Here is a 16335-nt window from a genome sequence, read left to right as displayed (position 1 = left end):
CGGAAACGCGCTCATCGGGTCTGAAGGCTCCCGATATAGGCGATGATGGCCTCGATTTGCGCTGGCGTGGCGATGAACTCCGGCATATCCGGATGTCCGGTCGATATGCCTTCCCCCAGTGCTTCTTCCAGCGCTCCGAGCGGATAGCGCCCGGACAAGGTGCGAAAAGCCGGAGCGGCCGCGTGCCGGCTGGCATCGGCCGTGCCCACGGCATGGCATCGGGCGCAATTGGCTTCGACCAGAGCCCTGCCATAGGCGATGCTTTCCTGCTCCGCAGCCGCGGCCGAACCCGCTGCAAAGACTGTGAGCACCAATGCCTTGAAGAAACTCATCATTCTCTTTCCTTCGCTTGAGGCATCGCTGTCCAGGTGAACGAGCCGATGGAGTAAGGGTGCGGCCATCCTATCGGCCCCTCGTACCCGATCTCGGAAGCGCGATACGTAGACAAGGGGGGATGTAGCGCGCCCTTTGCGAATGAACGCACGGCGTTCGAGGACTACCGCGCCATCAGGATCGGCATGGGCGTATCCTGAAGCATCGATCTGGTCACGCCTCCGAACACACGCTCCCGAAGACGCGAATGGCCGTAGCCACCCATGACCAGGAGTTCGGCAGAGGTGTCGACCGCGTGTCGACGCAGCACCTCTTCAACCTTCTGCCCCATGCTTGGAATACGGTCCACGACGACCTTCACTCCGTGGCGGATCAGGAATGCCGCGATGTCACCTCCCGGCTCTCCTCCGCCACGTTCCTCTGTCACGGGATCGACCATGACGACATGGACCTGCTGCGCGCCCTCGAGAATTCCGATCGCCTCATGAACGGCACGAGACGCCTCGAGGCTGGAATTCCAGGCCACGACGACCCGTTTCGGCCGAAGCGTGGGGCGGGACCCCGAGGGCGCCAGGAGCAACGGGCGCCCGGACGAAAACAAGACACCCTCGATCACCTTTGACTTGAGCAGGTCTCCGGCAAGCAGCTCCGGCCCCGCAACGACCAGATCCGCAGAGAGGGCGCTTCTTCCGATCGCCTCATCGGCAAAGGTGACTTCCGAATATTTGCTCTCCATGTCCGCCGAGGGGACATTGTCGGCGCGAAAGCTTCGTACGGCTGAGAGGCGCTCGTCGAGCCGGACTGTGTCGGCCCGGCGCTCCTCGAGCCAGGCGTCGGACACCATCGCTGCGTATTCGCCAATTGGCGGGGGAGCTGCGAGACCGATGATCAGAAATGAGAGATGGGCATCGACCTGCCGGCACAGTTCGGCGGCGACGATGAGGTCGGCCTCGCCATGGTTGACGCCTGTAACACTCAGGATGACCTTGAAAGTCATGACACTTGCCCCTGACCGATTGACGGAAGCTTCCTGGACTTGTCGCAGCTGGGCCCGGCGATCTCCTTGCGCTGAATCAAAAAGGGCGCCGGCACCACCCGAAGATTCCTGCGGCCACCTCTTTCTTCGGCGCGATGCGCGCCATGCGTCATGAGTTTGATGACGATCAATTCGTACCGCCTCGGAAAAGCGCAGACTGTTCCAAGGTCGGGAAAGGACAGGTCCGTGTGGATTCGCTCTCTCAGCACGCCTGAATGCATCTGCCTGCTGGCCGCAAATCGATTTGCTCATATCGCATGTGCAAAGGACGACTTGCCGTATGTCGTTCCGCTCTACTACGCCTACGCCGATGACCACATCTATGCATTCTCCGCGCCGGGCAAGAAGATGGAAATCATGCGAGCCAATCCGCAGGTCTCGATACTGGTGGAAGAGAGAGGCCGCGGGCGTGAGTGGCAGCGCGTGATCGCTGATGGCCGCTTCGAGGAATTGCCGGATCGGATCGGCCACAAGAGGGAGCGCGACTATGCGTGGTCACTCTTGAGCCAACATGCAGACTGGTGGGAATCCGGCGCCCTGAAACCCATCCCGTCTGCTTCGGGCTTTCCCGAGATCTTCTTTCGCATCCGGGTCACCCATCTCTCGGGGCGTAGGGCGAAAGACGAGGCGACGGGTGAGTAGGAAATTCGCCGCAAGCCGATTGACCCGTCGAAGCAGGCGGCCCGGGCGTCCCCTGTTCTGGTTCGAAGTTATCGAGCGAGGAGGTTACCCATGAAGATGCGACGTGTTCTGGCTACGATTGCTGTGCTTTCTCTCGCGCAGAACCGTGTTCTGGCGCAGGAGATGAGCTATGGCGAGACGGAGTTTCTGGCCTCCTGCGCCGTGTGCCACGGCGAAGACGGCAAGGGGCACGGACCGCTCGCGCCCGAACTGGTGAGGCAGCCTGCCGATCTCACCCGCCTGAGCGATCGCAACGGCGGGGATTTTCCTTACAATCGTGTCTTTGCCGTGATTGACGGCCGATACACCGTTCCCGGTCACGGCAATCGAGAAATGCCGGTCTGGGGTCGGCAATTTCTCGAGCAGGATGTCAAGATGTACGGTCCGAGCGGTGGAGAGATCCTGACAACCGAACGAATTCATGAGCTTACCGGATACGTCCAGTCGATCCAGCGCTGATAGAGGCGAGTTTGCCCGAAGCGGCGATTTGCGGCCGGCTCGGATGGATCTGGATGACCGTATCCTTGAACGGAACACGTCGTCCACGCCGATGCCCGCCGGCTGCGTCACACCGCGATCGGCGCTCGGATAGTGGCATCGGCGATGTAGTCGTCCAGCCGGAAATCCTCGAACCGGAACGCAAAGAGGTCGGTCACTTCCGGATTGATCCACATCGTCGGCAGCGACTTGGGTTCACGTCTCAGTTGCTCCCGAGCCTGGTCGAAATGATTGTGGTAGATATGGGCATCACCCAGCGTATGGACGAAGTCTCCCGCCTTCAGCCCTGTCACCTGCGCCACCATCATCGTGAGCAGGGCATAAGAGGCGATGTTGAACGGCACGCCGAGGAAAATGTCGGCCGAGCGCTGGTACAGTTGGCAGGAGAGCCTGCCGTCGGCGACATAGAACTGAAACAGGCAATGGCACGGCGGCAGAGCCATCGCGTCGACCTCGGCGGGATTCCAGGCCGAGACGATGAGACGCCGTGAATCCGGATTCCGGCGTATCTGATTGATCAGGTTCGCCATCTGATCGATGGCGCGGCCGTCGGGTGCGGGCCATGACCGCCACTGGGCGCCGTAGACGGGTCCGAGATCGCCGTTCTCGTCGGCCCATTCGTCCCAGATGGTGACGCCGTTGTCGTTGAGATATTTGATGTTGGTGTCGCCCGCCAGGAACCATAGCAGTTCATGGATGATCGACTTCAGATGCAGCTTCTTGGTGGTCGTCACCGGGAATCCGCGCCCGATGTCGAAGCGCATCTGGTAACCGAACACCGAACGTGTACCTGTGCCGGTGCGGTCGCTTCGGTCGACTCCATCGTCGAGGACATGCCTCAGGAGGTCAAGATATTGGCGCATGGGCTTTCGATCGACTCGGGGAACTCTATCAATCTTACCGGAGGCAAGGTCCGAGGGCGAGGCCGAACCGGCGGCTGTGGCGGCGCCTTCGTTACAATCGCCTTGGCATCGGCCGCGCCTTGTCGTCATCGGTGAATCGAACCATTTCCGGGCTTTCAATTTCCGCCCGTCCTTCCTATATTCGATCTGTCAGCTTGACTGACTATGGCGATAAACGGCCGATGAAATAAGCCATTCGGACCCGGGGGCGGTACCCGGCGCCTCCACCAAAAACCGCCGATCCCTATGGAAGGGCGGCTTTTGCTGGGGGCGAAACAGGATCGACGAGGGTGTAAAGATCGGACTTTTGCCCGGCATTGTACCACCGTTATCGGGCTAATCTTATAGTTGCCAACGACAACTATGCTGAGGCACGTCTCGCTGCTTAATGCGGCGCGATAGTCTCGAATCAAGCCCTGCGGGTTAGCACCTTCAGGCGGGGTCCGGAGGCACCTGGCAACAGAAGCCTCCACTTCCCCCCTTTCCGACATCCCTTTTTTCCGACATCGCTCCGCACGCGCGAAAGCATGTCTCCCGAAAGTGTTGAGCGGTTTCGCGGAAAAGACATGCGACAAATCAAGAACCTCCGACGTGTCGCGTGAACCTTTTTTGACGCGACACGCTGGAGCCGAAGATACCGCTCGCGCGCACCTATGGCGTGTCCGTATGGCTATCCCCATTCATGCGAGGTGTCCGAGGCATGACTGCCCATTTCAATCGCTTTTTTGTGCTGACCGGCGGACCCGGTTCCGGGAAGAGCACGTCGCTCGCAGGTCTCGTCGCAGCCGGCCATTCCGGTTCGGTCGAGGCCGGGCGCGGCGTCATCCAGGACCAGGCGACCATCGACGGTCCGGCCCTCCCCTGGAACGATCCAGCCCTGTTCTCCGAACTGATGCTGTCCTGGGAAATGCGTTCCTATCACATGGCCGAGGCCGGGCCGGGCATCACATTCTTCGACCGCGGCATCCCCGACATCATCGGCTATCTCAGGCTGTGCGGCCTGCCGGTGCCGGCCCATGTCGCGCGCGCTGCGGAAACCTTCCGCTACAACCGCAAGGTCTTTGTCTTTCCGCCCTGGCCCGAGATCTTCGTCCAGGACCGCGAGCGCAAGCAGACGCTCGACGAAGCCGAACGGACTTTCCATGCCGTCGCCGGCGCCTATGCCGCTTGCGGCTACGAACTGGTCGAGGTGCCTCGCCTATCCGTCGAGGAACGGGTGCGTTTCATCATGGCTGCGGCGGAACCGGACCCATCGGCAGCGGCCGGCGATCTCATCGATGGCGAGGTCGTTCTGAAATACGACCTCTGAACCAAGGGCTGCACTGGCACCGCCACGTGAAGCCCGCTTCCGGTCTTGGGCTGGCCGACCGATCGACGTCTTGCTCCAGAAGCGCCGCGTATCCGGATGGACACGCGGCGCTTCTTGTCTGGTGCCGGACGTTTCCCCTACGCGGCGCCGGGACGCTGCGCGGTCTGCCGGATGATCACTCGGCCGGCGCGGCGGCCACGGCACGGCCGCGCCCCAGCGTCGCCTGGGTCAGGCCGAAGGCGATTGATGCGCAGGCCGCGATGCCGACAATCATCGGCAGCGACGTTCCATCGAAGAACAGTCCGACGATCGCCATCGCCACGGCGCCGGTGGCGAACTGCAGCGTGCCCATCAGTGCGGAAGCCGTGCCGGCGATCGCGCCATGCTCTTCGAGCGCCAGCACGGCGGTTGTCGGGATCACCAGGCCGAGGAAGCCGTAACCCACGAACAGCATAACGGCCATGACGTCGAGACGGTCGATGCCGGAGACGGTCAGACCGAGCAAGGTCAGCATCACGATCGTGTATCCGCAGACTGCTACACGCACCACGCGCCGCAGCCCGAAGCGATCGGCGAGCATGCCGGTCAGCTGCGACATGCCGATGAAGGCCACCGCGTTGATCGAGAAGGCGACGCTGTACTCCGACGGCGTCAGGCCGTAGCGCTCGATCAGGATGAAGGACGAGCTTGCCAGATAGACGAAGAAACTGGCGATGCCGAAGGCGCCGATGAAGGTGAGACCGAGGAAGTTGCGGTCCGTCATGAGGAAGCGGTAGCCGGCGAGCGCGCCGCCGATGCTGCTTTCGACACGGGCTTCGGCCGGGCGCGTCTCCTGGAGCGTGGTGGCGAGCATGACGATCGCGACCAGCGCGGCGCCCGTCACGAACCAGAAGACGGCGCGCCAGCCGAAGGCCTCGATGACCAGGCTGCCGCCGAGCGGCGCCAGGATCGGCGACACGCTGAACACCAGCATCAGCAGCGACATCAGCCTCGCCGCTTCGTTGCCGGTGTGCAGGTCGCGCACGATGGCGCGCGGGACGACCATGCCCGCGGCCGCCCCCAGACCCTGGACGAAACGCGCGGCGATCAGCCATTCGATGGTCGGCGCGAACGCCGAGCCGATGCCGCCCACGGCGAAGAGCACGAGGCTGAAATAGAGCGGCGCCTTGCGACCGAGCATGTCGGAGAGCGGCCCGACCAGGATCTGTGCCGCTCCCATCGACAGGAAGAAGGCGAGAAGGCTCAGTTGCACCGCGCTGGTGCTGGCGCCGAGATCCTGGCCGATGGACGGGAGGGCCGGGAGATACATGTCGATGGCAAAGGGTCCGATCGCGGACAAAAGGCCGAGCACAACCGCCAGGCGGAGGAATCTGGGTGACATGACTTGTTTCTTTCGGGTCGAATAGCCAGGTGAGGCGTCGGCGGGATGAACCGCCCGCTGGAAGCGACGCTCCGCGAACCCACCCGTTCCTCCGGCCGGACGATTTGGTAGAGCGACGTCAATATTTTTAGACAGTCTTGTCCAAATCGTCAATCACAGCTATATAAATTTTCATGACAGCTGCCATCGCTCCTGACATTTCCGCGCCCCGCAGCCATTCCGCGAAACGCTTGTCGATCATCGAGGCGGCCGCCCGCGTCTTCTGTCAGGAGGGCTTCAGCGGATCCAACATCGACCTCATCGCGGCCGAAGCCGGCGTGTCGCGCCAGACCGTGTACAACCATCATGGCGACAAGGAAAAACTCTTCGTCGCGGTGGTGCGCGAGATCACGGAGCGGGCCAATGCGGGCTTCTTCGAGACCTTGTCGACCTTTCCGGACCACCCCTCGGACCTGCATGCCGAACTGACGGCCTTCGCCGTTCGCATCAACAAGAACTGCCTCTGCAACGACGACGGCAAGTTCCTTCGCAAGCTGTTGCAAGGCGAAGCCGCCGGTCACCCCGAACTCTTCACGACATGGCGCGAGAACGGCCCTGCCAAGCTGCAGGCGGCACTCGCCGCGCGTTTTGCCCGCCTCGCGCTCACCGGCCATCTCGACATCGACGACCCCGATCTCGCGGCGCGCCAGTTCCTGGCGCTTGGCCATGCCGACCTGCAGATGTCTATGATGCTCGGCATCGCGCCGACCGACGAAGAACACCTCAAGGCCGCCACGAATGCCGTGACCACTTTTCTGCGCGCCTTCGGCCGCAAGCCCGCGCCGACGGGAGCCAGGCCGGCTCTCGGCTCAAGATGAGCTGCGAGCAGCCTACCTGAAGATGAAGACTCGGCTGGGAAGTTTTCACGTCACGAGCATCCCCTCGTCGCGTTGCAGATCGCGACCATCGTTCCGACAATGCTCGCCAGGGCCCAGTTCGAATTGTGGCAAATAGCGTGATGGTTTCGTCAGCCTCCACCTCATCCAGTCCATCACCAGCAGCTGTATCTTGCCGTTGCTGGCCGGCGCGTCGCTGAAGATCTCGCTTTCGCCGCCATCCTCGCCGTGGACTTCTGGAACTGTCTCTAGCGTTTGGCGGGCGGCTTCATCGGCGTGCCGATCCTCATTGCCTTCATGGTCTACTGCGCACGGGAGCCTTCGGCTGGCGGCGCGGCTGTCCGCAGGCGCCGCCTTGAAGACCGACGGCAGCACCGATTTGCCTGCCCCCTGACCGGGCCGGACGCTACGCGGTTTGCGTGGAAGGCGACCAGGCGTGGATCAGCCAGGCCAACCCGTGGGAAACAAGATCGACCCCGAGCAGGAGCCCGAGCACCCAGACGCTGGTCGCCGGCCATCCTGTGACGACGATGATGCCGGCCAGAATGCCGAACATTCCTGAAACGAGCATCAGCCAGCCGCCCTCGCTCCAGTGCCTGAAGGCGACGACTATCCGCACGATGCCCGACGCCAGGAACACCAGCCCGAGGGCAAAGGTGAGGATCAAGGCACCCGATATGGGCTGTCTCACCACCATCCACCCGAAGATGACGTAGAGAACTCCTAGCACGAGCTGCCAAATGAAACCGCCCCACCCCTTGGTCCAGAACGCATGGACGATTTCGAATGCGCCGACGACGATCGCCGTGAATCCGATGAACAGCGTGCTGACCAGCGTCGCGAACGCGATGTCGCCGAGCACGACTATGCCCCCCAGGAGCAGAACGATCCCGAGCAGGACGCGAAGCCAGGTGGGCGGCTCGTGGAGAGCCGCGGACGTTCCAGAATCGTAGGTGGTCATGTCTTGCTCCTCGCGGTTGAAATCTGGATCTTGCTCCGGCCGCCAAGGTGCGGCGGTTACGTCATCGGCGGCTCCAGTTCGGCTTGCGATCGTCGCGTCGCCCATTCCACGACGCGCTCGATGACGGCGAACAAGGTCGGGATGATGAACAGGCCGATTGTCGTGGCCCCAACCATGCCGCCGAAGATGGCGACGCCCACCGACCGACCGGCGCCGGCTCCGGCGCCGGTCGCAACAGCGAGCGGCAGGATGCCGAAGATGAAGGACACCGCCGTCATCATCACGGCGCGGAAGCGCTGTTCGGCGCCGAGCCGTGCCGCCTCGGCGATCGATCGCCCCTCCTCGTGGCGTTCCTTGGCGAATTCGACGATCAGGATGGCGTTCTTCGAGGCGAGCCCGATCAGCAGCACGATGGCGATCTGGGCGTAGAGGCTGTTCTGCAGACCGAAGAGCATGAGCGCCGCCGTCGCGCCCAACAGGGCAGCGCCGAGCGACAGGATGACGGCGATCGGCAGCGTCCAGCTTTCGTACAGCGCCACCAGGAACAGATAGGCGAACAGAAAGGCCAGTCCGAAGATGATCGGCTCCTGCCCCCTGCCGCGCCGTTCCTGGAACGACAGGCCGGACCATTCGTAGCCGAAGCCGGTCGGCAGCGCCTCTGCGGCCACGCGCTCTATCGCGTCCATGGCCGCTCCCGAGCTGCCGCCCGGCGCGGCCTGCCCGTTGATCTGGGCGGCGACCGATAGGTTGTAGCGGGAGATGATGAAGGGGGCGAGAACGACGCTCGTCGACAGGACGGTCCTCAGGGGCACCATCGCGCCCGTGCGGCTGCGTACATGCAGATTGAGGATGTCCTCCGCATCGGCGCGATGCTCGGCGTCGGCTTGAAGGTTGACCTGGAAGACCCTGCCCTGCAGCGTGAAATCGTTGACGTAGCGGGAGCCGAAGCTGGCGCCGATCGTCGAATAGATGTCGGCGACGCTTACCCCAAGCGCCTCGGCGCGCGTGCGGTCGACATCGACATAGATCTGCGGCACATCGGCGCTGAAGGTCGTCGCCACGCCGCCGATCTCCGGCTGCTGGTTCACCTCCGAGACGAAGGCGCGCACCACCTGCGCGATCTCTTCGGGCCGTTGCCCCTGCAGCGCCTGCAGCCGCAGGTCGAGTCCACCCACCGCGCCGATGCCGGAAATGGCCGGCGGCGCAAAGACCGAGACATTGGCGCCCGGGATGGTGGAGAACTGCGCCCTCAGCTTTGCAAGGATGGCGTTGAGCTGCAACTCGGGAGTCGCGCGCTGGTCCCAGGGATCCAGCGCCGCTACCACCATCGCGCCGTTTGGAGTGGAGGTTCCCTGCAGGATGCTGAAACCGGCGATGGAGATGACGTTCTCGACTCCCTCCGTCTCCGACAGCGCATGCTCGACCTCGTTGACGATCGCCCGCGTGCGATCGAGCGAGGCGGCGTCGGGAAGCTGGATGTCGAGGAACAGCGCGCCTTGGTCTTCGTCGGGGAGAAAGGTAGACGGCAGGCGCGCGAACAGCAGGAAGGCGCCGAGGAAGCAGGCAGCGAGCGCAGCGAGAGGTATGTACCACACTCGCACAAGGAACGCGACCACGCGGCCGTAGCCGTCGCGCGTCGCATTGAGAGCGCGCGTGAACCAGGCGAGCGGACCGCGCCGGTACCCGCCCAGTCCTGGCTTCAGCAGGATCGCGCTAAGCGCCGGACTGAGCGTCAGTGCGACGATGGACGAGAGGACCAGCGCTGCCGAGAGCGTGACCGCGAACTGGCGATAGAGTTGGCCGTTTATACCGGGCAGGAACGCCGTCGGCGTCACGACGGCCAGCAGCACCAGCGTCGTCGAAACGATCGGACCCGTGATCTGCCCCATTGCCCTGCGCGTGGCGGTCGCCGTGTCGATCCCGGGATTGTCCTCGATCACGTGCCTGACGTTCTCTACGACGAGGATCGCGTCGTCGACCACCAATCCGATCGCCAGCACCAGCGCCAGCAGCGAGATCGTGTTGATCGAGTAGCCGAACACCAGCAGGACCGCCATCGTGCCGAGCATCGAGACCGGCATGGCCAGCGCCGAAACCAGCATGGATCGCCAGTCCTGCAGGAACAGGAAGGTGATCGCGAGCACGATGAGGAAGGCCTCGACGAGGATGCGGACGATCAGCCCGAGGCTCGCCCGCACGAAACGCGTCGCGTCGTAGACGACCTGGTATTGGAGGCCGGGCGGGAATCTGGCCGACAGGCGCTGCAGTTCTGCCTGCACCGCATTCGCGGTCTGGATGGCATTGGCCCCTGGTGCCTGGTTTATCTGCAGCATCGCAGCATCGTGTCCGCCGAAGCGCGCGCTGGAGGCATAGTTCCGCGCGCCAAGCTCGATGCGGCCGACGTTGCGCAGCCGCACGATCGCGCCAGCCTCGCCTGTGCGGATGACGATGTCGCCGAATTGCTCCGCGGTTAGGAGCCTGCCCTGAGCCACGAGCGTGAATTGCAGTTTGGTGCCTTCCTGTGCCGGCGGTGCGCCGGCCTGGCCGAGCGATGCCTGTATGTTCTGTTGCTGGATGGCGCTCGCTATGTCGTCTGCCGTGATGCCCAGTGCATCCATGCGTGTCGGATCAAGCCAGACGCGCATGGAATACTCGGACGCCCCCACCACCGACGCCTGGCCGACGCCGGCAACGCGCGAGAGGGCATCGACGATTGTCGTGGCGGTGAAGTTGGTGATCTCGAGCGCGTCGAGCTTGTCGTCGGGGGAGTAGAAGGCGATGCCGAGCACGAAATCGGGCGACCGCGATCGCACCGATACGCCTTGCTGGGTGACCGCAGCCGGCAACTGCGCGATCGCCAGTTGCGCCCTGTTCTGCACGCTGACCTGCGCAATGTCCGGATCCGTGCCGACCTCGAAGGTCACGGACAGCGAGTATTGCCCGGCGTTCGAGCTGGTCGACGACATGTACATCATATTGTCGACGCCGTTGATTGCCGTCTCCAGGGGCCCGCCGACGACGTCGGCAATCACATCCGCGCTTGCGCCGGGATAGGTGGCCGAGACCGTGACGGTCGGCGGGGTGATCTGCGGGTACTGCTGTACCGGCAGACCGAAGATGGCGATCGCGCCGGCGATCGAGATGACAATCGACACGACGATCGCCAGCCGGGTGCGGGTAATGAAGAGATCGGAGATCATGTGCCGCCGCCGACGGGCTGGCCCTCGCTGGGCTGCACCGTCATGCCGTCGGCCAAGCGCTGAATTCCCTGGACGACCACCTGCTCGCCGCCGTCGAGGCCTGTGGTGACCGCCCAGCCGTTGCCGACGCGCGCTCCCGTGGCAATGCGCTGTTGCGAAACGGTGTTGTCCTTGGTCAGCAGATAGACGAAACGCCCGTCGCGATCCTGCAGCACCGCCGTCTGCGGCACAACGGGCATGCTGGGCGCATCCTTCTCCCCGACGAACAGGGTGACGAATTGTCCCGGGATGAGGATGCGATTGGGGTTGGGGAATACGGCCCGGGCCGCGACGGTTCCCGTCTGTGGATCGACCTCGTGTTCGACGAATTCGATGCGGCCGGGCTGATCGTAGTCCGTCCCATTCGCAAGCCGCAGCGAAAGCTTGAGCACGTCCGGATCGAAAGTGGTGCCGCCGGCCTCCTCTTGCCGAACCGTCACGAGCAGACCCTCGGTCATGGCGAAGGCGACGCGGATCGGGTCGAGGCTGACGATGCGTGCCAGCGAACCGGAATCCGGTCGGACCAGGTTGCCCACGGTGAAGGTCGCGCGACCGATGCTGCCGGAGATCGGCGCTGCGATGCGGGCATATGACAGGTTGAGCTCGGCGGTGTTCAGCGTCGCCTCGGCAACCTCTACATCCGCCGCCGCGACATCGAATGCCGCCTGGGAATCGTCGAGCACTGCCTGTGAGACCGTGTTGCGGGCGAACAGATCCCGATTGCGCATCAAGGTCCGTTCGGCCGACTTCCGCGTGGCCTCGGCGCGCGCCACTTGCGCCCGTGCCGAGGCGACCAGCGCGTCGAGTTCGTTCGGCTCGATCTCGAACAGCGTGTCCCCGGCCTTGACCTCCTGCCCGTCCTGGAAGGCCACCCTCTGCAAGAAGCCGGTGACGCGCGCCCTGATGTCCACGGTCTCGATCGCCTCGACCCGGCCGGTGAACCGCGCGGGACTGTTGACCTGCTGCATTTCGACCTTCTCGACGATGACCGCCGGAGGCGGACCAGCCTGCCCCGCGCCCAGTTGCTGGGCGAGTGAGATCGAGACAATGCAAGCGGCCGCGACAGCTGCGAGGCAGGCCATCGCCAGGCGCATGCGAGAAGCTCGCCTGATCATCGCCGCACTCCGATAGAGCCATATGGCGGCGGCCTGTCGCGCAATGTCTTCATGGCCGTGCCTTGCGCATGGTGAGAGCAATGGCGACGTAGGCGCCGCCGGCGACAAGGAGCGAAATGCCGGCGATCGTACCTGGCGTGTAGATGCTGGTGTGGGGCAGCTTCAGGGCGAGCGCTGCGCTCGCCGCCAGTGCAACCAGACCCGAGATGGCGAACCAGTGCCAGCCGTCCTGGTTGCGTACGACCACCGCGAGCGCGATCTGCAGAATGCCCTGGACCAGAAATACCAGGGCGATCAGGAGAGTGATTGCGAGTGCGCCTTTCAGAGGGTTGAAGAAGATCAGGATGCCGCCGACGACCTCAACCACGCCGGTCAGCTCCTGCCAGACGAAGCCGCTCCATTCCTTGACCTGCAATGACTTGACCATCTTGACGACGCCCGCGAGGGCAAGGACCGCGCCGAGCACCACGCTCGCCGCCAATGTCGAGATCGCGGGAAGCGCGACGGCCAGTGCCCCTGCCACGATCAGAACGATGCCCAAGGAGAGGAACAGTCGCCACCGCGAATGCAGGGATTGTGCCCGACGCTCGTAGTCGACGCCTTCAATGGAAGCCTCACTCACTGGCCCGGTGGGAACTCGTGGCATGGGCGGCGCCTTTTCCTCGGATCGTCGTGGTCCGCGCCCCTAGTAGTCGACCGCATCGCGGATGATCGGACAGGTCATGCAGTGGCCGCCGCCGCGCCCGCGTCCGAGTTCCGCTCCGGTAATGGTAATCACTTCGATACCGGCCTTGCGCAGCAACGTGTTGGTGTAGGTGTTGCGGTCATATGCAAGCACGACGCCGGGTGAGAGGCAGACGAGGTTGGCGCCGCTGTCCCATTGCGTGCGCTCGCGCACGTAAGCGTTGCCGCCGGTCTCGACCACCCGCATCTCCTTGAGGCCGAGCGCGTCGCGTACCGTTTCGACGAAGGAGCGACTGTCCTTGTGCAGTTCGATCGAGCCCGGCTTGTCACCCGGCCGGTAGGAGAACGCCTCGATGCTGTTGACGATGTCGGGATAGATCAGCACGCAGTCGCGGTCCGCGAAGGTGAACACTGTGTCGAGATGCATCGCCGCGCGCAGCTTCGGCATCGCGGCGACGATGACCCGATCCGCCGCGCCTTTCTCGAAGAGGGTTGCGGCGAGTTGGCTGATCGCCTGCCGCGACGTGCGCTCGCTCATGCCGATCAGCACATTGCCTTTGCCGATCGGCATGACGTCGCCGCCTTCGAGCGTGGCAAGGCCCCAGTCCTTTGCAGGATCGCCCCACCAGACGTTGACCTTGCCGGCGAAATCGGGATGGAACTTGTAGATGGCGGTGGCGAGGATCGTCTCCTCGTGCCGCGCCGGCCAGTAGAGCGGGTTGAGCGTAACGCCGCCATAGATCCAGCAAGTGGTGTCACGCGTATAGATCGTATTGGGCAGCGGCGGCAGAAGATATTCGGCCACGCCAGCGGCGTCACGGATCAGTTCCAGCATCTCGCCGCCGATATGCTCTGGGAATTCATGGGTCGACAGCCCACCCAGCAGGGTCTCGGCGAGCTCGCGGTTGGACAGGCCTTCGAGATAGCTGCGGATTTCGTTGACGAGTTCCAACCCGACCTGGTTCGGCACAACCTGATTGTCGAGTATCCATTGCTTCGCCTCTGGTACGGCCACGGTCTCGGCAAGCAGGTTGTGCATCTCCACCACTTCGACGCCGCGGTCACGCATCTTGGTCATGAAGTCGAAGTGGTCGCGCTTGGCGACATCGACCCACAGCACGTCGTCGAACAGAAGCGCGTCGCAATTGGTCGGCGTGAGCCGCTGATGTGCGCGGCCCGGCGCGCAGACCATGACCTTGCGCAGCTGGCCGACCTCGGAATGAACGCCGAATTCGGTTTCTGTGGCCATCGTCGATACCTCCTAGGTCGGGTGTGAACTCACAATTCGCCGGGCACAACGCAGATCGATCGCCTGGCGCATACGGAAAGTGCCGCGATGATGGCCATCAGATCTGCACCACGCCTGTGGCGAGCAACACGATCCCGATCACCGCAAAAGCCAGGACGAGCAAGAAGGTGACGAGCCCCGCCGTGGTGAACACCTGCGCCTTCTGTTCCCGCCTCGCGATGAAGTAGAGTACCGTCGCCGGCGCCAGCAGGATGCAGGCAAGGAAGACGAACGTGTATCCGGCGGCCCATATGAGGAACAGCGTGTAGACCGTTGAGACGACTGCGATCGCCAGCTCTCGCGTCCGGATGCCCGACGACGTGTTCGTGTATCCGTCCCGCTGCCATGCGATCTTGACCGCGTAAGCACTGGCAAGCGCGAACGGCGCGAGCGAAAGCGCGGCGGTCAGGTCGAGGGTGAAGTCGAGGGCGTTTTCCGCGAACTGCACGGCAAAAAGGATCGCGGACACCAGGACCGACGTCCAGAAAACGGCGTGCTCGGGAACTTCCTGACTGTTGAGCTTGGCAAAGTAGCCGGGCAAGTCGTCGTCCTTCGCCGCTGCGTACACGACATCGGCCGCCAGGAGTTGCCAGGCCAGGTAGGCGCCGAGTACCGACACGATGAGCCCGACGCGGATGAACGCCCCGCCCCATGGCCCAACCGCGGACTCGAGGACCCCGCCGACGGACGGCTGTGACAGCGCCGCGATCTCCGCCTTCGGAAGGATGCCGTATGAGAGGATGGAGATGGACGCGAAAAGAGCGAGCACCCCCAGGAACCCCAGCACAGTCGCGGTGCCGACGTCCTCGCGCCGCTGGGCGTATCGCGAGTAGACGCTCGCGCCCTCGATGCCCAGGAACACGAACACCGTGATGAGCATCGTGCCCTGCACCTGCAGGAACAGCGATTCTCCGCCGGGCAGGTCGTAGCCACCGGTGAGGTTGCCGACGAAAACCTCGCCATTGAAGAAGAAGATCACGAGCACGAGGAAGAGTGCAAGAGGAACAAGCTTCGCGACTGTTACTATGTAGTTGATCCACGCGGCTTCCTTGACGCCGCGGCGGATGAAGAAGTAGTACCCCCAGACCGCAGCCACGGAAACGAAGAAAGCCGGCCAGGTGTCGCCCGTTCCGAACACCTCCGCGAGCTGGGGAAACAGCTGCGAAATGGTGGTCATTATCAGCACCCAGTAGAAGGCGTTCCCTGCGCATGCGGAGGCCCAGAAACCGATGGCGGAGAGGAAACCCGGATAGATGCCGAACCCGGCGCGCGCATAGACGTAGACCCCGTTGTCGAGATCGGGCTTGCGGACTGCGAGCGTTTGGAAGACGAACGCGAGTGCCAGCATGCCAGTGCCGGCGATCGCCCACGCGATGAGAGCGCCATAGACCCCGGTCTGGGTCGCGAAACGCGCCGGGAGCTGAAACACGCCGGCGCCGACCATCGAACCAACGACCATCGCGGCCAGCGCCGGAAGGCTCAGCTTGTCCTCGCCGCCTTGGGCTGTCGCAGCGGGCGAGCCGTGGGCTGTGTCAGTGGCCATCGATCGGTTCTCCCAATGTTGGATTTCCCAGGCACGAATACAGTTGGGACAAGACGCTGGGCTCGATGTCGCGATGCTCCCGGGCAGGCAACCGGAAGACCCGTTTCAGCATGGAGAAGCCGCCGCTGGCGATGCACCAGGCGATTGTGGAGCGGAACCGGCCGATCGCGAGGCCGAAAGGATGGGGTAGTGCAAATTTGCCGGCGCCCGCCATGGAGCCGACAACCATCATGGAGAAACGGAGAAGTTTCTGCTCGCTTTGGGTCGTCATCGCGCCGACCCAGCTTGAGTCATCATGTCATAGCTCCACGAAGTAAGGCTTCCGTGACAACAGCTTACCTCGCGACGTATGGCTTGATCTTGCCGTTTTAGTCCGCCGCACCGAGGCACCTTATGCCGATGCTCGGGAAAAGAAATTAGCACTGAATCCCGACGCTTTGCGCTGCGTCTCTATTTGGGGTCGAGTCCCCTCTGGCGCCGGGCGCTGGAC

Annotated in this window: 16 protein-coding genes and 1 other RNA gene; 5 read left to right on the top strand and 12 right to left on the bottom strand. The window is 63.5% G+C overall.

Going from position 1 to position 16335, the window contains the following annotated elements:
* Positions 1–11: 11 nt before the first annotated feature.
* Positions 12–335, bottom strand: coding sequence for a c-type cytochrome (locus JN280_RS19280; RefSeq protein WP_202314357.1), 324 nt, complete (start codon positions 333–335; stop codon positions 12–14).
* Between the two features lie 161 nt (positions 336–496).
* Complete coding sequence (locus tag JN280_RS19275; RefSeq protein WP_202314356.1) at positions 497–1330, bottom strand: universal stress protein; 834 nt, start codon at positions 1328–1330, stop codon at positions 497–499.
* Between the two features lie 225 nt (positions 1331–1555).
* Here JN280_RS19275 and JN280_RS19270 point away from each other — a divergent pair, with 225 nt between their 5' ends.
* Together JN280_RS19270 and JN280_RS19265 are read left to right on the top strand one after the other, a co-directional pair.
* Positions 1556–2011, top strand: a complete 456-nt coding sequence (locus JN280_RS19270) for a pyridoxamine 5'-phosphate oxidase family protein (protein ID WP_202314891.1) — start codon at positions 1556–1558, stop codon at positions 2009–2011.
* 90 nt (positions 2012–2101) lie between these two features.
* Positions 2102–2509, top strand: a complete 408-nt coding sequence (locus JN280_RS19265; RefSeq protein ID WP_342215843.1) for a c-type cytochrome — start codon at positions 2102–2104, stop codon at positions 2507–2509.
* Between the two features lie 107 nt (positions 2510–2616).
* Here the strand turns inward: JN280_RS19265 and JN280_RS19260 are convergent, their stop codons facing one another.
* Positions 2617–3411, bottom strand: a complete 795-nt coding sequence (locus JN280_RS19260; RefSeq protein WP_202314355.1) for a thymidylate synthase — start codon at positions 3409–3411, stop codon at positions 2617–2619.
* Positions 3412–3560: 149 nt separating this feature from the next.
* Between JN280_RS19260 and ssrA the strand changes: the two genes are divergently transcribed.
* Positions 3561–3924, top strand: a transfer-messenger RNA (tmRNA) gene (gene ssrA, locus JN280_RS19255).
* Between the two features lie 226 nt (positions 3925–4150).
* Positions 4151–4759 (top strand): AAA family ATPase, encoded by a 609-nt coding sequence (locus JN280_RS19250; RefSeq protein ID WP_202314354.1) that lies wholly within the window; start codon positions 4151–4153, stop codon positions 4757–4759.
* A 175-nt stretch (positions 4760–4934) separates the two neighbouring features.
* On the opposite strand, the gene JN280_RS19245 is transcribed toward JN280_RS19250, so the two are convergent.
* On the bottom strand, positions 4935–6140 hold the full coding sequence (locus tag JN280_RS19245; protein WP_202314353.1) for a multidrug effflux MFS transporter: 1206 nt from the start codon (positions 6138–6140) through the stop codon (positions 4935–4937).
* A 173-nt stretch (positions 6141–6313) separates the two neighbouring features.
* On the opposite strand from JN280_RS19245, the gene JN280_RS19240 reads away from it, so the two are divergent.
* Complete coding sequence (locus JN280_RS19240) at positions 6314–6997, top strand: TetR/AcrR family transcriptional regulator (RefSeq protein WP_202314352.1); 684 nt, start codon at positions 6314–6316, stop codon at positions 6995–6997.
* Between the two features lie 45 nt (positions 6998–7042).
* Here JN280_RS19240 and JN280_RS19235 read toward each other — a convergent pair whose 3' ends face one another.
* The 8 genes from JN280_RS19235 to JN280_RS19200 all read right to left on the bottom strand — a co-directional run bounded on the left by JN280_RS19235 (position 7043) and on the right by JN280_RS19200 (position 16077).
* Complete coding sequence (locus JN280_RS19235; RefSeq protein WP_202314351.1) at positions 7043–7390, bottom strand: hypothetical protein; 348 nt, start codon at positions 7388–7390, stop codon at positions 7043–7045.
* 31 nt (positions 7391–7421) lie between these two features.
* Complete coding sequence (locus tag JN280_RS19230; RefSeq protein WP_202314350.1) at positions 7422–7976, bottom strand: HdeD family acid-resistance protein; 555 nt, start codon at positions 7974–7976, stop codon at positions 7422–7424.
* A 56-nt stretch (positions 7977–8032) separates the two neighbouring features.
* A complete protein-coding gene (locus JN280_RS19225) occupies positions 8033–11176 on the bottom strand; it encodes an efflux RND transporter permease subunit (protein WP_202314348.1) in 3144 nt (1047 codons plus the stop codon).
* The gene (locus JN280_RS19220; RefSeq protein ID WP_244743431.1) at positions 11173–12330 is read right to left on the bottom strand and encodes an efflux RND transporter periplasmic adaptor subunit; all 1158 of its coding nucleotides are present in this window, start codon (positions 12328–12330) and stop codon (positions 11173–11175) included. The genes JN280_RS19225 and JN280_RS19220 overlap by 4 nt, the downstream gene beginning before the upstream one ends.
* A gap of 49 nt (positions 12331–12379) precedes the next feature.
* Positions 12380–12976 (bottom strand): HdeD family acid-resistance protein, encoded by a 597-nt coding sequence (locus JN280_RS19215; RefSeq protein ID WP_202314346.1) that lies wholly within the window; start codon positions 12974–12976, stop codon positions 12380–12382.
* Between the two features lie 39 nt (positions 12977–13015).
* A complete protein-coding gene (gene arcA, locus JN280_RS19210) occupies positions 13016–14263 on the bottom strand; it encodes an arginine deiminase (RefSeq protein ID WP_202314344.1) in 1248 nt (415 codons plus the stop codon).
* A gap of 97 nt (positions 14264–14360) precedes the next feature.
* Positions 14361–15845: a basic amino acid/polyamine antiporter gene (locus tag JN280_RS19205; protein ID WP_202314342.1), complete on the bottom strand. Its 1485-nt coding sequence runs from the start codon at positions 15843–15845 to the stop codon at positions 14361–14363.
* Positions 15835–16077 carry a hypothetical protein gene (locus tag JN280_RS19200; RefSeq protein ID WP_202314340.1) on the bottom strand — a complete coding sequence of 81 codons (243 nt, stop codon included), beginning with the start codon at positions 16075–16077 and terminating at the stop codon, positions 15835–15837. Before JN280_RS19200 ends, JN280_RS19205 begins: the two co-directional genes overlap by 11 nt.
* Between the last annotated feature and the right edge of the window lie 258 nt (positions 16078–16335).

It is taken from the genome of Mesorhizobium sp. L-8-10, from assembly GCF_016756635.1.
Taxonomy (GTDB): domain Bacteria; phylum Pseudomonadota; class Alphaproteobacteria; order Rhizobiales; family Rhizobiaceae.
The sequence above is the reverse complement of the archived record's forward strand: the minus strand, read 5'-3'. Positions and strand labels throughout refer to the sequence as shown.

Excerpts from the sequence above, each read along its gene's own strand:
- JN280_RS19250 (WP_202314354.1), top strand. The coding sequence starts at position 4,151 with ATGACTGCCCATTTCAATCGCTTTTTTGTGCTGACCGGCGGACCCGGT.
- JN280_RS19275 (WP_202314356.1), bottom strand. The coding sequence starts at position 1,330 with ATGACTTTCAAGGTCATCCTGAGTGTTACAGGCGTCAACCATGGCGAG.
- JN280_RS19265 (WP_342215843.1), top strand. The coding sequence starts at position 2,102 with ATGAAGATGCGACGTGTTCTGGCTACGATTGCTGTGCTTTCTCTCGCG.
- JN280_RS19220 (WP_244743431.1), bottom strand. The coding sequence starts at position 12,330 with ATGATCAGGCGAGCTTCTCGCATGCGCCTGGCGATGGCCTGCCTCGCA.
- arcA (WP_202314344.1), bottom strand. The coding sequence starts at position 14,263 with ATGGCCACAGAAACCGAATTCGGCGTTCATTCCGAGGTCGGCCAGCTG.
- JN280_RS19245 (WP_202314353.1), bottom strand. The coding sequence starts at position 6,140 with ATGTCACCCAGATTCCTCCGCCTGGCGGTTGTGCTCGGCCTTTTGTCC.
- JN280_RS19225 (WP_202314348.1), bottom strand. The coding sequence starts at position 11,176 with ATGATCTCCGATCTCTTCATTACCCGCACCCGGCTGGCGATCGTCGTG.
- JN280_RS19240 (WP_202314352.1), top strand. The coding sequence starts at position 6,314 with ATGACAGCTGCCATCGCTCCTGACATTTCCGCGCCCCGCAGCCATTCC.
- JN280_RS19205 (WP_202314342.1), bottom strand. The coding sequence starts at position 15,845 with ATGGCCACTGACACAGCCCACGGCTCGCCCGCTGCGACAGCCCAAGGC.
- JN280_RS19230 (WP_202314350.1), bottom strand. The coding sequence starts at position 7,976 with ATGACCACCTACGATTCTGGAACGTCCGCGGCTCTCCACGAGCCGCCC.
- JN280_RS19200 (WP_202314340.1), bottom strand. The coding sequence starts at position 16,077 with ATGATGGTTGTCGGCTCCATGGCGGGCGCCGGCAAATTTGCACTACCC.
- JN280_RS19260 (WP_202314355.1), bottom strand. The coding sequence starts at position 3,411 with ATGCGCCAATATCTTGACCTCCTGAGGCATGTCCTCGACGATGGAGTC.
- JN280_RS19215 (WP_202314346.1), bottom strand. The coding sequence starts at position 12,976 with ATGCCACGAGTTCCCACCGGGCCAGTGAGTGAGGCTTCCATTGAAGGC.
- JN280_RS19280 (WP_202314357.1), bottom strand. The coding sequence starts at position 335 with ATGATGAGTTTCTTCAAGGCATTGGTGCTCACAGTCTTTGCAGCGGGT.